9 protein-coding genes, 2 tRNA genes and 3 rRNA genes are annotated in these 15,313 nt (G+C 59.3%); 11 read left to right on the forward strand and 3 right to left on the reverse strand.

The annotated features are described in order from the left end of the window. Window positions 1-153: 153 nt before the first annotated feature. The 8 genes from QMG46_RS04930 to QMG46_RS04965 all read left to right on the forward strand — a co-directional run bounded on the left by QMG46_RS04930 (window position 154) and on the right by QMG46_RS04965 (window position 7,449). Window positions 154-1,698 (forward strand): 16S ribosomal RNA (locus QMG46_RS04930). 101 nt (window positions 1,699-1,799) lie between these two features. Further along, a tRNA-Ile gene (locus tag QMG46_RS04935) sits at window positions 1,800-1,876 on the forward strand. 25 nt (window positions 1,877-1,901) lie between these two features. Then, a tRNA-Ala gene (locus tag QMG46_RS04940) sits at window positions 1,902-1,977 on the forward strand. 205 nt (window positions 1,978-2,182) lie between these two features. Further along, window positions 2,183-5,062: ribosomal RNA gene (locus tag QMG46_RS04945) — 23S ribosomal RNA — on the forward strand. 118 nt (window positions 5,063-5,180) lie between these two features. Then, window positions 5,181-5,295 (forward strand): 5S ribosomal RNA (gene rrf, locus QMG46_RS04950). The 16S, 23S and 5S rRNA genes sit together here with 2 tRNA genes alongside, the layout of an rRNA operon. Before the next feature lie 550 nt (window positions 5,296-5,845). Beyond that, on the forward strand, window positions 5,846-6,355 hold the full coding sequence (locus tag QMG46_RS04955; protein ID WP_281851375.1) for a hypothetical protein: 510 nt from the start codon (window positions 5,846-5,848) through the stop codon (window positions 6,353-6,355). A gap of 76 nt (window positions 6,356-6,431) precedes the next feature. Then, window positions 6,432-7,115 (forward strand): rhomboid family intramembrane serine protease, encoded by a 684-nt coding sequence (locus QMG46_RS04960; protein ID WP_281851376.1) that lies wholly within the window; start codon window positions 6,432-6,434, stop codon window positions 7,113-7,115. Between the two features lie 10 nt (window positions 7,116-7,125). After that, window positions 7,126-7,449, forward strand: a complete 324-nt coding sequence (locus tag QMG46_RS04965) for a DUF1820 family protein (protein ID WP_281851377.1) — start codon at window positions 7,126-7,128, stop codon at window positions 7,447-7,449. A 17-nt stretch (window positions 7,450-7,466) separates the two neighbouring features. On the opposite strand, the gene QMG46_RS04970 is transcribed toward QMG46_RS04965, so the two are convergent. Next, the gene (locus tag QMG46_RS04970; RefSeq protein WP_281851378.1) at window positions 7,467-8,192 is read right to left on the reverse strand and encodes a glutamine amidotransferase; all 726 of its coding nucleotides are present in this window, start codon (window positions 8,190-8,192) and stop codon (window positions 7,467-7,469) included. 31 nt (window positions 8,193-8,223) lie between these two features. Further along, the gene (locus QMG46_RS04975; RefSeq protein WP_281851379.1) at window positions 8,224-10,050 is read right to left on the reverse strand and encodes a type IV pilus assembly ATPase TfpB; all 1,827 of its coding nucleotides are present in this window, start codon (window positions 10,048-10,050) and stop codon (window positions 8,224-8,226) included. 110 nt (window positions 10,051-10,160) lie between these two features. Here QMG46_RS04975 and glyQ point away from each other — a divergent pair, with 110 nt between their 5' ends. Together glyQ and glyS are read left to right on the forward strand one after the other, a co-directional pair. Then, window positions 10,161-11,069 (forward strand): glycine--tRNA ligase subunit alpha, encoded by a 909-nt coding sequence (gene glyQ, locus QMG46_RS04980; RefSeq protein ID WP_281851380.1) that lies wholly within the window; start codon window positions 10,161-10,163, stop codon window positions 11,067-11,069. Continuing rightward, window positions 11,066-13,213 (forward strand): glycine--tRNA ligase subunit beta, encoded by a 2,148-nt coding sequence (gene glyS / locus QMG46_RS04985; protein WP_281851381.1) that lies wholly within the window; start codon window positions 11,066-11,068, stop codon window positions 13,211-13,213. The genes glyQ and glyS overlap by 4 nt, the downstream gene beginning before the upstream one ends. Window positions 13,214-13,317: 104 nt before the next feature. On the opposite strand, the gene QMG46_RS04990 is transcribed toward glyS, so the two are convergent. Further along, the gene (locus QMG46_RS04990; RefSeq protein WP_281851382.1) at window positions 13,318-13,887 is read right to left on the reverse strand and encodes a helix-turn-helix domain-containing protein; all 570 of its coding nucleotides are present in this window, start codon (window positions 13,885-13,887) and stop codon (window positions 13,318-13,320) included. 482 nt (window positions 13,888-14,369) lie between these two features. Here QMG46_RS04990 and QMG46_RS04995 point away from each other — a divergent pair, with 482 nt between their 5' ends. Continuing rightward, window positions 14,370-15,248: a YbaY family lipoprotein gene (locus QMG46_RS04995; protein ID WP_281851383.1), complete on the forward strand. Its 879-nt coding sequence runs from the start codon at window positions 14,370-14,372 to the stop codon at window positions 15,246-15,248. Window positions 15,249-15,313 lie beyond the last annotated feature (65 nt).

Below are 15,313 nucleotides of genomic sequence, written 5' to 3' on the forward strand. Positions count from 1 at the left end.
GTGTGCGCAGGTGACTTGTGTGGGCGTCTTGCGTTGGGCGGAAAATCTGTCCAACAAATGCAAGCGTCTAACCTAAGAGTCAATTCAAAAGCTTGACGTTTATGGTTAGGACTAACGCTTCAGAAAGATAGATGGTTTCGGCCATCGAAAACTTAAGTGAAGAGTTTGATCCTGGCTCAGATTGAACGCTGGCGGCATGCCTAACACATGCAAGTCGAACGGCAGCACAGCAGTAGCAATACTGTGGGTGGCGAGTGGCGGACGGGTGAGTAATGCATCGGGACCTGCCCAGACGTGGGGGATAACGTAGGGAAACTTACGCTAATACCGCATACGTCCTACGGGAGAAAGCGGGGGATCGAAAGACCTCGCGCGGTTGGATGGACCGATGTTCGATTAGCTAGTTGGTGAGGTAATGGCTCACCAAGGCGACGATCGATAGCTGGTCTGAGAGGATGATCAGCCACACTGGGACTGAGACACGGCCCAGACTCCTACGGGAGGCAGCAGTGGGGAATATTGGACAATGGGCGCAAGCCTGATCCAGCAATGCCGCGTGTGTGAAGAAGGCCTTCGGGTTGTAAAGCACTTTTATCAGGAGCGAAATACCACGGGTTAATACCCTATGGGGCTGACGGTACCTGAGGAATAAGCACCGGCTAACTTCGTGCCAGCAGCCGCGGTAATACGAAGGGTGCAAGCGTTAATCGGAATTACTGGGCGTAAAGGGTGCGTAGGCGGTTCGTTAAGTCTGTTGTGAAATCCCCGGGCTCAACCTGGGAATGGCAATGGATACTGGCGAGCTAGAGTGTGATAGAGGATGGTGGAATTCCCGGTGTAGCGGTGAAATGCGTAGAGATCGGGAGGAACATCAGTGGCGAAGGCGGCCATCTGGATCAACACTGACGCTGAAGCACGAAAGCGTGGGGAGCAAACAGGATTAGATACCCTGGTAGTCCACGCCCTAAACGATGCGAACTGGATGTTGGTCTCAACTCGGAGATCAGTGTCGAAGCTAACGCGTTAAGTTCGCCGCCTGGGGAGTACGGTCGCAAGACTGAAACTCAAAGGAATTGACGGGGGCCCGCACAAGCGGTGGAGTATGTGGTTTAATTCGATGCAACGCGAAGAACCTTACCTGGCCTTGACATGTCTGGAATCCTGCAGAGATGCGGGAGTGCCTTCGGGAATCAGAACACAGGTGCTGCATGGCTGTCGTCAGCTCGTGTCGTGAGATGTTGGGTTAAGTCCCGCAACGAGCGCAACCCTTGTCCTTAGTTGCCAGCACGTAATGGTGGGAACTCTAAGGAGACTGCCGGTGACAAACCGGAGGAAGGTGGGGATGACGTCAAGTCATCATGGCCCTTACGGCCAGGGCTACACACGTACTACAATGGTCGGTACAGAGGGTTGCAATACCGCGAGGTGGAGCTAATCCCAGAAAGCCGATCCCAGTCCGGATTGGAGTCTGCAACTCGACTCCATGAAGTCGGAATCGCTAGTAATCGCAGATCAGCTATGCTGCGGTGAATACGTTCCCGGGCCTTGTACACACCGCCCGTCACACCATGGGAGTGAGTTGCTCCAGAAGCCGTTAGTCTAACCGCAAGGGGGACGACGACCACGGAGTGGTTCATGACTGGGGTGAAGTCGTAACAAGGTAGCCGTATCGGAAGGTGCGGCTGGATCACCTCCTTTCAAGAAACGACAGACGTCCAACGTCAAGACGTCCACACAAGACACCTGCACATCCAAACCGCGCGATAGAGCGCGAGGCCTATAAGGCCGAGAAGCTTTATGGGTCTGTAGCTCAGGTGGTTAGAGCGCACCCCTGATAAGGGTGAGGCCGGTGGTTCGAGTCCACCTAGACCCACCATTATTGGGAAGGACCCTTAGTTCATGGGGCCATAGCTCAGCTGGGAGAGCACCTGCTTTGCAAGCAGGGGGTCGTCAGTTCGATCCTGACTGGCTCCACCAGTTCGAAAGCGATCTGAAGCGATTTGGATGTGTAGCGCACACAAAAGATTTATTGAAACGTATCGGCGTTGAGGCCGATGTCGTGTTCTTTGAAAATGTAAACGAGTGACAAGCGTCTTGGTTCGAAACCGAATCGAGATGTGTCGTTGAGGCAAGTAAAGCGAAATGCGATTGGCATTAATCCTGAGGCGACTTGGGGTTATATGGTCAAGCGAATTAAGCGTATACGGTGGATGCCTTGGCGGTCAGAGGCGATGAAGGACGTGGCAGCCTGCGAAAAGTATCGGGGAGCTGGCAACAAGCTTTGATCCGGTAATGTCCGAATGGGGAAACCCACTCCGTAAGGAGTATCCATGAGTGAATACATAGCTCATGGAAGCGAACTCAGGGAACTGAAATATCTAAGTACCTGAAGGAAAAGAAATCAACCGAGATTCCGTCAGTAGCGACGAGCGAACGCGGACTAGCCCAAAAGTGCACAGTGTTTTAGTCGAATGGTGTGGAAAAGCCAGCCGTAGCGGGTGATAGCCCCGTAGGCGAAAGGGCACCGTGCATGAAATTGAGTAAGGCGAGGCACGTGAAACCTTGTCTGAACATGGGGGGACCATCCTCCAAGGCTAAATACTCCTGACCGACCGATAGCGAACAAGTACCGTGAGGGAAAGGCGAAAAGAACCCCGGAGAGGGGAGTGAAATAGACCCTGAAACCGTATACGTACAAGCAGTGGAAGCCCGCAAGGGTGACTGCGTACCTTTTGTATAATGGGTCAGCGACTTACTGTCAGTGGCAAGCTTAACCGTATAGGGGAGGCGAAGGGAAACCGAGTCTGAATAGGGCGCATAGTCTCTGGCAGTAGACCCGAAACCGAGTGATCTATCCTTGGCCAGGTTGAAGGTGCGGTAACACGCACTGGAGGACCGAACCCACATCTGTTGCAATAGATGGGGATGAGCTGAGGATAGGAGTGAAAGGCTAAACAAACTCGGAGATAGCTGGTTCTCCTCGAAAGCTATTTAGGTAGCGCCTCGTATGAATCTTCCTGGGGGTAGAGCACTGTTATGGCTAGCGGGCCATCGCGGCTTAGTAAACCATGGCAAACTCCGAATACCAGGACAGAATGTACGGGAGACACACGGCGGGTGCTAACGTCCGTCGTGAAAAGGGAAACAACCCAGACCCGCAGCTAAGGTCCCAAAGTTATAGCTAAGTGGAAAACGATGTGGAAAGGCATAGACAGCCAGGAGGTTGGCTTAGAAGCAGCCACCCTTTAAAGAAAGCGTAATAGCTCACTGGTCGAGTCGGTCTGCGCGGAAGATTTAACGGGGCTAAGCTATACACCGAAGCTCGGGGTGCACACTATGTGTGCGCGGTAGAGGAGCGTTCCGTAAGCCTGTGAAGGTGGATTGTAAAGTCTGCTGGAGGTATCGGAAGTGCGAATGCTGACATGAGTAACGATAATGGGGGTGAAAAGCCCCCACGCCGAAAGCCCAAGGTTTCCTCGCGCAACGTTCATCGGCGCAGGGTGAGTCGGCCCCTAAGGCGAGGCAGAAATGCGTAGTCGATGGGAAGCTGGTTAATATTCCAGCACTTGTCTGTAGTGCGATGTGGGGACGGAGAAAGTTAGGTCTACCAGGCGTTGGTTGTCCTGGGGAAAGGCGGTAGGCATGCATCTTAGGCAAATCCGGGATGCTTTATGCCGAGCACCGAGACGAGTCCATTAGGACGAAGTGACTGATACTACGCTTCCAGGAAAAGCCACTAAGCTTCAGCTACAGAGAAACCGTACCGTAAACCGACACTGGTAGGCAGGGTGAGAATCCCAAGGCGCTTGAGAGAACTCGGGTGAAGGAACTAGGCAAAATGGCACCGTAACTTCGGGAGAAGGTGCGCCCTTTTTGGTGGCTACATGCGTAGCTGAGCTGAGAAGGGTCGCAGTAACCTGGCCGCTGCGACTGTTTATCAAAAACACAGCACTCTGCAAACACGAAAGTGGACGTATAGGGTGTGACGCCTGCCCGGTGCTGGAAGGTTAATTGATGGGGTCAGCCGCAAGGCGAAGCTCTTGATCGAAGCCCCAGTAAACGGCGGCCGTAACTATAACGGTCCTAAGGTAGCGAAATTCCTTGTCGGGTAAGTTCCGACCTGCACGAATGGCGTAACGACAGCGGCGCTGTCTCCACCCGAGACTCAGTGAAATTGAAATCGCTGTGAAGATGCAGCGTTCCCGCGGCAAGACGGAAAGACCCCGTGAACCTTTACTATAGCTTTACACTGAACGTTGAGTTCTTCTGTGTAGGATAGGTGGGAGGCTACGAAACCGAGACGCCAGTTTCGGTGGAGCCATCCTTGAAATACCACCCTGAAGTGCTTGACGTTCTAACCTAGGTCCGTAATCCGGATCAGGGACCGTGTATGGTGGGTAGTTTGACTGGGGCGGTCTCCTCCTAAAGAGTAACGGAGGAGCACGAAGGTACGCTCAGCGCGGTCGGACATCGCGCACTGTGTGCAAAGGCATAAGCGTGCTTGACTGCGAGATCGACGGATCAAGCAGGTACGAAAGTAGGTCTTAGTGATCCGGTGGTTCTGTATGGAAGGGCCATCGCTCAACGGATAAAAGGTACTCCGGGGATAACAGGCTGATACCGCCCAAGAGTTCATATCGACGGCGGTGTTTGGCACCTCGATGTCGGCTCATCACATCCTGGGGCTGTAGCCGGTCCCAAGGGTATGGCTGTTCGCCATTTAAAGTGGTACGCGAGCTGGGTTCAGAACGTCGTGAGACAGTTCGGTCCCTATCTGTCGTGGGCGTTGGAGATTTGAGGGGGGCTGCTCCTAGTACGAGAGGACCGGAGTGGACGTTCCGCTGGTGTTCGGGTTGTCATGCCCATGGCATTGCCCGGTAGCTACGAACGGAAGTGATAACCGCTGAAAGCATCTAAGCGGGAAGCACGCCCCAAGATGAGATCTCCCGAGAGCTCGACTCTCCTTAAGGCACCATCAAGACTAGGTGGTTGATAGGCACGGTGTGGAAGTGCAGCAATGCATTGAGCTTACGTGTACTAATGAGCCGTGAGGCTTGACCATATAACCCCAAGACGCTTCGTAACACGAAGCCTCAACGAAACATCTCAATTCACCAGACGCTTGTCACTCGTTTACACCTCATTGGATCTGGCGCTTAAAGCGCTGATCCAACCCTTTCCCTGGCGGCTATAGCGCTGTGGTCCCACCCGATCCCATCCCGAACTCGGAAGTGAAACGCAGCTGCGCCGATGGTAGTGTGGCATTGCCCATGCAAGAGTAGGTCACCGCCAGGGGCTTTATACTGAGAAACCCGCATCAATCGATGCGGGTTTTTCTTTTGTTGCGGTTCGGGTCGCAGACCCGCACTGCAACAGGTCACCGCCAGGGGCTTTATTTAAAAACCCGTCTCGTTATCGAGGCGGGTTTTTCTTTGTTGCTGTGCAAGTCGAAGACCTGCATCGCAACATCGACCTTCCCCACTCGTCATCCCGGCGAAGGCCGGGACCCAGTGACTTTGTGATCGGTTATCGCAAGAGCCAACACGCATCGGCTCGATCGCGACAACCAGAAACCGACGTCACTGGATCCCGGCCTGCGCCGGGATGACGACTCGGGGAGGCTGAGGCTACTCGGGGTTCCCTTCCCGACCACGCGCTCCCGTCGCGACTGAAGTCGCTCCTACAAACTCAGGCAGGCACGGCTAGCTTGTAGGAGCGACTTCAGTCGCGACCGCACCCTCCCAACATTACCGCGCACCCGGCCATCGACGAATGCCCAAAGGCAACCGTCAACAAAAGCCCTCTACCCGCGTTCCCGGAGACAGTCGGTCATCAGGCGATACGCATGGCACGCGCCCCACTCTTCTCCCTCTTCATAGTCACGCTACTGCTGATCAATGGCGCCCACGCGGACACGCACCCAACCGACCTGGTTTGGCACGAGTGCGCGAATGGAACGTGGATCAACGTGAGGATGAAACTCGACGGAAATCCCCTCTACAGCGAACAAATACAGCTTTGCCATCAGCCTTTGGCGAGTTTTAAGCAGGCCTCCCCACCAAGTGAACCGGCCATCCATTTCTACGATCCGACCCGAAGCGCTTTCGGTGAGCCGCGGGGCACGCTGATGCGAGGGGATATCTGGGAAGCAGAAAATCAGCGCGACTCCATGCTGCTGCGAATCACGTTTACCGGCCCGGACAATCGCTTATGGTTCAACGGGACGCATAGGATCGACCCCTTCAAAGTCAGCGAAACCCGCCTCGGTAATCGCCTGACCATCAAGACCTATCCCACGCCGACGGCACATTTCAATGGCACGCATGTGGAACTGGACCCAGACCCGGAGCAATAAGCCCTTTCCACCCCCGCCCACACGACGGTTTCCCCTATGATGCGACTGCCCTGTCCATCCTGCGGAGTACCTCCCCGTGTTCGTCCATGTCGAAACTCGCCGGCGCGTCCGGCCGCAATGGGCGACGGTCTTGCTGGTCATCGTATGCGTGGTGAGCTTCGTCATGTTCGCGTTGATGCCCGGGCCACAACGGGTGTCGATGTGGCTCGAATGGGGCACCGTACCCGCTAACGTGTTCGACGCCAAAGAACCGATCCTGCAGCAGTTGCATGATCCGTCCTTGCTGCGTTTGATCACCGCATTGTTTATCCACCTGGCGTGGTTGCACCTGCTCGGTAACCTGCTCTTCCTGGTGATTTTCGGCCTCCCCGCCGAAAGAGCGCTGGGTTCGATGCGTTTCCTGGCCCTGTTCCTTATCGGCGGCGCGATCGCCAACCTGGTCGGCGCCCTGTCCCTGGCGGGTGTGCGCTCACCGATCATTGGCTGCAGCGGCGCGGTATCGGCCATCCTTGGCGCATACATCGCATTGTTTCCGCGAACTCGCCTCGGCCTCGTGCTGCCGCTGGGCCTGTATCTCGAATTCGTACGTATCCCGGCCTTTCTGCTGATCGGCATCTGGGTGCTGTTGCAGCTGCTCTTCAGCTATGCCGGTCCCAGCTACGGCCTGGTCGTGTGGTGGACGCATATTGCCGGCTTTCTCTTCGGCATCGTCTTCGCGCTGCTGTGCAAGCCTGCCATCGCTCGACGGCTGCGCGGTTAAAATGGCCACCATGCGTACAAAGAAACTCTACAAGGTGACCTTCCTGCACCTGGGCAAATGCTACGAGCTCTACGCTCGTCACTTGGCATCAAGCGGGCTATGGGGCTTTACTGAAGTCGGCGAACTGGTGTTCGAGCCGGCGGGCGAAGGCATCGTCGTCGACCCCACCGAAGAACGACTGCGCGAGGAGTTCCAGGACACGCGCGTACTGCATCTGCCGATGCAATCGGTCGTGCGCATCGAGGAAGTCGAGCGCAAAGGCCCGCTAGCCATTCGCGATGCCAGCGATGGTCAGAAAGTGGTTACGCCGTTTCCGATGCCGCCAAGACGCTGACGATGGCCGCGCAACGATCAGCGCTGCGCAGCTAATCCATGATGCCGCGCGAACTGCCGCAGTAACCGACGCGCGATCGGCGTCGCTGCAACCTGCCTGAAGGTATGGTGCGGATCGAAACCTTCGCGATGCATATCGTTGCGCTTGCGATGGATATAAGCGCGCATTACATCGGCGTTGAACTCCGGATGGAACTGAACACTCAACGCGTTCGACCCGTAGCGCAGCAGGTGGTTCGGATCGCGGTCGCTGCGCAATAGCGACTGCGAACCCTTAGGCGCTTCCAGCACGGACTGCTCGTGCGTGGCGTGTGCGCGAAACTGCGCAGGGAGCGCGGCAGCAAGCGGATCCTGGGTCACGTCGCCAACGGCTTCAAGCGATACCGTACCGATCTCGCGGCCGCCGGGCAAGTAGTCGACACGGCCGCCCAGTGCATGCGCCATCAACTGATGACCGTAGCAGACGCCGAACATTGGCAGCTCGACATCCATCGCATCGCGAATCCATCCGGCGGTCTGTTCGCTCCACGGCAGACGTTCGGTCACCATGGACGCCGAGCCGGTAATCAACGCGCCGGCGACATCCTTGGGCGGCGGCAGCTGCTCGCCGGCCTCGACGTCGACAACGCGGACGTGTTGCGGCGCCAGCTGCGCGCCAACACGGAACCAATGCGGGAAGTCGCCAAAGCGTGCACGAATGGTGTCGGGCGCGCGGCCGGTACGGATGATCAAAACGGGCTTCATGGATGGTGTCTGTCTATTAAAGGTGTAGCGGTTACTTCGTCTCGTCGATTTCCGTCTCGATCGGCGGCAGAACGGTGAGTACTTCCTGCACCGTGGTCACGCCGCGCGCGACCTGGGCCGCGGCGGAAATGCGCAAAGGTTGCATGCCGCTGCTTAACGCGGCGCCACCCAGCTTGGCCAGATCGAGCTGCGGTGTAATCAACCCGCGCAGGCGCGTGGACATGGGCATCATTTCATACACGCCGGTGCGTCCCATGAAACCCGTATGACGGCATTCCAGGCAGCCGAGCGGTTTGAACACTTTCTCCGGCACCGGCAAATCCCAGCCATGCGTGAGCGCGACCCATTCGTGCGGATCCTGCGTGGTTTCCTGCTTGCAGTGCGGGCACAGCGTACGCACCAGGCGCTGCGCCACCACGCCGGTCAGGGTCGACTGGATCAGGTAATGCGGCACGCCAAGATCGAGCAGTCGCGTCACCGCGCTGGGCGCGTCGTTGGTGTGCAGCGTGGACAACACAAGGTGGCCGGTCAGCGAAGCCTGCACCGCCATCTGCGCGGTCTCCAGGTCGCGAATCTCGCCGACCATGATGATGTCCGGGTCCTGGCGCAACAAGGTGCGCACACCGGCGGCGAAGTCGAGATCGATCGCCGGCTGCACCTGCATCTGGTTGAACTCGGGACTGACCATTTCGATCGGGTCTTCCACCGTGCAGACATTGATCGACGGCGTGGCCAGATGCTTCAAGGTCGAGTACAGCGTGGTGGTCTTGCCCGAGCCGGTCGGACCGGTGACCAGCACGATGCCATGCGGGCGTTCGACCATGCCGCGCCAGATCGCGTCCTCGGTCGGCGAAAAGCCGAGCTGGGAGAAATCCTTGGCGACGATGTCCGGGTCGAAGATACGCATCACCATCTTCTCGCCGAACGCGGTCGGCATGGACGAGATACGCAGTTCGACTTCGCGGCCGGCCGACGAGCGCGTCTTGATGCGACCGTCCTGCGGGCGGCGCTTTTCGGCCACGTCCAGGCGCGAAAGAATCTTGATGCGCGCCGTCACCGCGGTCATCACCGGCGGCGGTAACTCGAACACCTTGTGCATGATGCCGTCGATGCGGAAACGCAACTTGCCGGCATCGCGCCGCGGTTCCAGATGAATATCGGACGCGCGCTGCTCGAACGCGTATTGCAGCAACCAGTCGACGATATGCACGACGTGGCGATCGTCCGCGCCGACTTCGCCGCTCTTGCCCAGCTCCACCAGCTGTTCGAAGTTGAGAATCGCCGACGAGTCATAGCCGCCCGCCGCGTTCTTGGCGTCCTGCGCCATCTGGATCGAGCGTTGGACACCATAGAACTCTTGCAGGTAGCGGTTGATATCCAGCGGATTGGCGACGACGCGCGATACTTCGCGCCGGAGCATGTGCGAAAGATCGGTGGCCCAGGCTGCGTCGAACGGTTCGCAGGTAGCGAAGGTCACCTCGCCCAAGGCCGCCGCCACGGGGAGGATCTTGTGGCGTATCGCGTAGGCGTGGCTTACCACCTGGGTTACGGCAGCCACGTTGATCTTCATCGGGTCGATCTTCATGTACGGCAGATCGGCCTGGGCCGCCAGCCATTCGGTCAGTGCCTCGGCGCTCAGCGGTCGGCCCGGTTCGCGCAGATTCGGCAACTTCGCATTGGCGATGATCACCAGCGGGTGCAGCTCGACCGTGCTGCGGCCCGAGCGCGAGCCCATGCGGACGTTCTTCGCATCGTCGCCGGAGATATGCCCGGTGACCACCAGGGCGGCCAGCATCTCGTCCAGCGACAACCTGCCTCGGCGACCGAGCAGGGAAGGCGATTGCGGTGCTGTGGCCATTGAAAAAACCCCTGACGCCGCCAAAGCTCAGGCGACCGTAGAAAACCCTAACGACGTGAATTTGACCTCAAGGCTATACTAACCCGCTTTATTCCAGGTCACGGAAAACCATGTCCGCACGTACTTTCCAGGATGTGATCCAGACCCTCAACCGCTACTGGGCGGCGCAGGGTTGCGTGCTGCTGCAGCCGCTCGATACCGAGGTCGGCGCAGGAACGTTCCATCCAGCCACTTTTCTGCGCGCGCTCGGCCCCGAGCCCTGGGCGGCCGCCTATGTTCAGCCGTCGCGCCGCCCGACGGATGGCCGCTACGGCGAAAACCCCAACCGCCTGCAGCATTACTACCAGTATCAGGTGGTGATGAAGCCGAACCCCGAAAACATCCTCGAGCTGTACATCGGCTCGCTGAAGGAGCTGGGCCTGGACCCGCTCGTCCATGACCTGCGTTTCGTCGAGGACAACTGGGAATCGCCCACGCTGGGCGCCTGGGGCCTGGGTTGGGAGGTCTGGCTCAACGGCATGGAAGTCACCCAGTTCACCTATTTCCAGCAGGCCGGTGGCCTGGAATGCCGCCCGGTAACGGGCGAGATCACCTATGGTCTCGAGCGCCTGGCGATGTACCTGCAGAACGTGGACAACGTCTACGACCTGATCTGGACGGAAAGCCCGCACGGCACGGTGACCTACGGCGACGTGTTCCATCAGAACGAGGTCGAGCAGAGCACCTACAACTTCGAGCACGCCAATGTGCCCGAGCTGCTGCGTTGGTTCGACGTTTGCGAAGGCGAGGCGAACAAGCTGATCGCCGCCGGTCTGCCGTTGCCTGCCTATGAGCAGGTGATGAAGGCAAGCCACACGTTCAACCTGCTCGACGCGCGCCGCGCGATCAGCGTGACCGAGCGCCAGCGCTACATCCTGCGTGTACGTACATTGTCGCGTGCGGTTGCCGAAACCTACGTCGCACAGCGCGAAAAGCTCGGTTTCCCCGGCCTCAAGAACAAGAAGGAGCAGGCTGCATGAGCGCCGCCAAGTCGTTACTGATCGAGCTGGGTACGGAAGAACTACCGCCCAAGGCGCTCGATGAACTGGCCGCTGCTTTCCTGCGTGGCATCTGCGATGGCCTGTCCAAGCGCGGTGTCGATGCGGCCCTGGACAGCGCGGTGGTGTACGCCTCCCCGCGTCGTCTGGCGGTGCATATTCCCGCGGTGGCCGAATCGGCGGCGCAACAGGTGATCGTGCGTCGCGGTCCTGCACTGACCGCGGGTCGCGATGCCGAGGGCAAGCCTACCAAGGCCCTGTTGGGGTTCGCTCAATCGTGTGGCGTCGACGTCGAGCAACTGGGCGAAGAGCGCACCGACAAGGGCGCCTGGTTTGCTTACCGCGACATGTCGCCGGTGCGATTCCTGAAAGATCTGCTTGCGGAGATCGTCGACGAGACGCTCAAGGGCCTGCCGATCCCGAAGCCGATGCGCTGGGCCGATCACGACTACAGCTTCGTGCGCCCGGCGCATTGGCTGGTGATGCTGCATGGCTCGGACATCATCGATGGCGAAGTACTGGGCTTGAAGAGCGGCCGTCAGTCGCGCGGCCATCGCTTCATGCATCCGCAGCCGGTGCATATCGCCGACGCCGACGGCTGGCTCGACCATATGCGAGCGGCCAAGGTGCTGGCCGACCCGCGCGAGCGTCGCCAGCGCATCGAGGCTGAAATCGCCCGTGCCGCGAAAGAAACCGGTGGCGTGCCGCGCCTGGACGCCGCCCTGCTGGACGAAATCGCCAACCTCACCGAATGGCCGGCGGCGATCGCCTGCACGTTCGAGCGGGACTTTCTCGCCGTGCCCCCCGAGGCACTGGTGACGACGATGGAAACCAACCAGAAGTTCGTGCCGGTGTTCGATGCCGACGGCAAGCTCACCGAGCATTTCATCGGCATCGCCAATATCGACAGCAAGCAGCCGAGCGAGATTCGCAAGGGCTACGAGCGCGTCATACGTCCGCGCTTCGCCGACGCGAAGTTCTTCTGGGACGAAGATCTGAAGACCCCATTGGCCGGCTACCAGGATGCGTTGAAGAACGTGACCTATCAGCAGGCGCTGGGCAGCCTGTGGGACAAGAGCATCCGCGTTGCCGAGCTTGCGCGCGTCATCGCCAACCGCGTCGGTGTCGACGCCGGTCAGGCGACTCGTGCCGCCGCGCTGAGCAAATGCGACCTGCTTACCCGCATGGTCGGCGAGTTTCCCGAGCTGCAGGGTGTGATGGGCCGTTACTACGCCGCGCATCACGGCGAACCGGCCGAGGTGGCCGATGCGCTCGACAGCTACTACCAGCCGCGCTTCGCCGGCGATGCCGTCGCCTCGGGCAAGGTCGGCCAGGTGCTGGCCGTGGCCGAGCGCCTGGATACGCTCACGGGCATTTTCGCCGTCGGCATGAAGCCCAGCGGCAACAAGGATCCGTTTGCCCTGCGCCGCGCCGCGCTGGGCCTGGCACGTACGCTGATCGAAGGCAGGATCGAGCTCGACCTGCCGGGCACACTGCGTGAGGCTCTGGAACTGCTACCCGAAGCCGCCCTGGCCGCCGGCATCAAGCCGGGCAAGGACGGCAAGGCAGCGCCGCTCGATGCAGGCAAGCGCCGCGCCGAATTGGCCGGCGAGCTGTATGACTTCGTACTCGAGCGTTTGCGCGGCTACTACGCCGAACAGGGTTTTGGCGGCGAGCAGTTCGAAGCCGTGCTCGCGGTGCGACCGGCCAGCCTGGCCGATTTCGATCGTCGCCTGCGCGCGGTAGCCGACTTCGGCCGCCGCCCGGAAGCGGCCAGCCTTGCTGCCGCCAACAAGCGCGTTGCCAACATCCTGCGCAAGCAGGCCGAGGAAGCCGGAGCGCCGCCGATCGGCAGTTCGGTCGACCCGAAGTATTTCGAGTTCGACGCCGAACGTGCGTTGGCCGATGCGCTGGTGTCTGCCACCGCCGACACCGCCGCTCCGCTGGAAGCGGGCGACTACGCCGCCGTGCTGACTCGTCTGGCCCAGCTTCAGGCGCCGGTCGATGCGTTCTTCGACGATGTGCTGGTCAATGCCGAAGACCCGGCCGTACGCGCCAATCGCCTGGCCTTGCTCGGGCAGCTGAAGGCGCAGTTTGCGGCGATCGCGGATATTTCCCGGTTGTAAGGTCCGGCTGCGCGTGCAGCCAGAGACCTATAGAAAAAGCCCGCCAGGTTGCGGGCTTTTTCTTTTGTCCCCTTTGTCGGGGACTGTGACCGGACAAAACGAAATCAGGCTGCCGAACGATTCCGGCGAATGCGATCACCCAGACGGTGATTGAACGCCACCATCGCCGTGGCATCCACGTCGCCGTTAGGGCCGAGGATGTCGTAAAGCTCGGCCAGCATGTCGGCGTTTTCGGCCAAGGTCAGGCGGCTTTCGGCCAGGTCGAGTTCGGACTGCAGAATGCGCAGCGCGGTATTGAGACGGGTCGGGTCCATGGCGACGCCGCTGGCCTGCAGCGTGTCGGCTGCGGTCCGCAGCTTGGAACGGTGCCGCTGGGACAGCGAGCTTTCCGTGCCGGACAATTCCTCGCCTTGCGCAAGCGCCTCGGTCTGGATCGTGCCTTCACCGGCCACCAGCCACACCAGCGAAATGCCGAGGGTCTTGGCGAGGGTCACGCAACGGGCACGGGACGGATCAGTGTTGCCGTCGCGCCAACTACGCACAACGCCTTCGGAGAACCCGCACATTCGTGCGATTTCCGTGACGCTGCCAACGCGCTGGATCAGCACTTTTATACGATCAGCAAAGGTGCCGGAGGGGGCTTCGACGAGGTGCGTAGTTTTTTGCGTGTTCATCGCAATTTCCAACCAACGTGGACGAGGGGAATTTCGCTCCTGCTTTCACCGCTTAACTTCCATGTGTCCAAAGCTTTAACGGATTTCAGCGAACTCAAGCCCCAGGCATCTGTGCCGAAAACTATAGGGTCGAGCGGGGCACGCTGTAGTCCAACCGGTCGTTTTAGCCGACAGGTCGCAATGAATAACGACCGAGTTTGGGTTTGGTTTACCCGCTGCATACACAGACAAATGAAATTTATTTCACGTAAGATTTTGCTCCTACCTCGTCTCAGTAGGTGTGATACGGGTAACATGAGCGCGTACTGGGTCACGAAAACCTCAGCCAAACGCTCGTTTGGTACGGATGGCACTGGTTTTGTTGACTTTTCCACAGGGGTTCTTTGGGCTATGCTTGAAGCTTCCCCCGTGAAAATCTATGGCACGTCTAGACGTGGCGCGGGTTTTCGCGTTTTGGTTCATCGATAGATTGAGGTCCCTCAATGCGCAGGATCGTTTGGTCGCTGATGTCGGTTGCAGCCCTGGCGCTGGCCGGTTGCAATTCTTCTTCGGATACGTCGTCGTCGCAGCCGGCGGCGGAAAACGCCCCTGCAGCGGGTGACAACACAGCAGCTGCCCCCAAGGCCAATACGGTGTCCGGCACCGTGGCCTTGTCCGGCGACGTGCAGCTTTCGCCGAATGCGAAGCTCGAAATCAGCCTGGTCGACGTGTCGACCGAAGGTGGTGCCACCTCGCTGGCGAGCAAGACGATTTCGCCGGTGCCGAGCATGCCGCAGTCGTTCGAGCTGACCTTCAACGCCACGGATATCGTCCCGGCCAATGGCTATAACGTGCAGGCCGTGCTGACCGATGGCGATCACAAATACGCCCCGGCCTTGCAGTCGCCCGTGTTGACCAAGGGTGCGCCCAGCCAGGTGACGATCACCCTGGCACCGGTGCAGACCGCTGGCGACAAGGAGTTTGCCGCGTTCAAGGACGTGCAGGCACACATCGGCGGCATGAAGATCACCAACGGCACCAAGCTCGACAAAGATGTGTCGCGCGGTTGGCAGGTGTTCCGCGAAGGCGGCAACGTGAAGTTCATTCGCGAACAGGTCGACTACGGCGACAAGGGCTTCACCAGCACCGACTACGCCTATAAGGATGGAAAGCCGTGGGTGGTCGTGCAGCAGAAGAAGTCCAGCAAGGACGCCAAGCCGTCGTCCACCGACCGCGCTGCATGGGGTCAGGATGGTTCGCTGTTGCTGAAGCAGCACGAAGCCGGCAGCAAGACCGATACGCTCAGTGACGACGATGCCGCCAGCTTGCAGAAGCAGGCGCAGTCGATCCTGAATCTGGCGACGGGCGGCAAGGGCAAGTAATCGCTGCTGCGAGCTGGACGAAAAAACGCCCGCGAAAGCGGGCGTTTTTTTGTGCCTGCGTTGGA

Origin of the sequence: Dyella sp. GSA-30, assembly GCF_027924605.1 — a bacterium.
Taxonomy (GTDB): Bacteria; Pseudomonadota; Gammaproteobacteria; order Xanthomonadales; family Rhodanobacteraceae; genus GSA-30.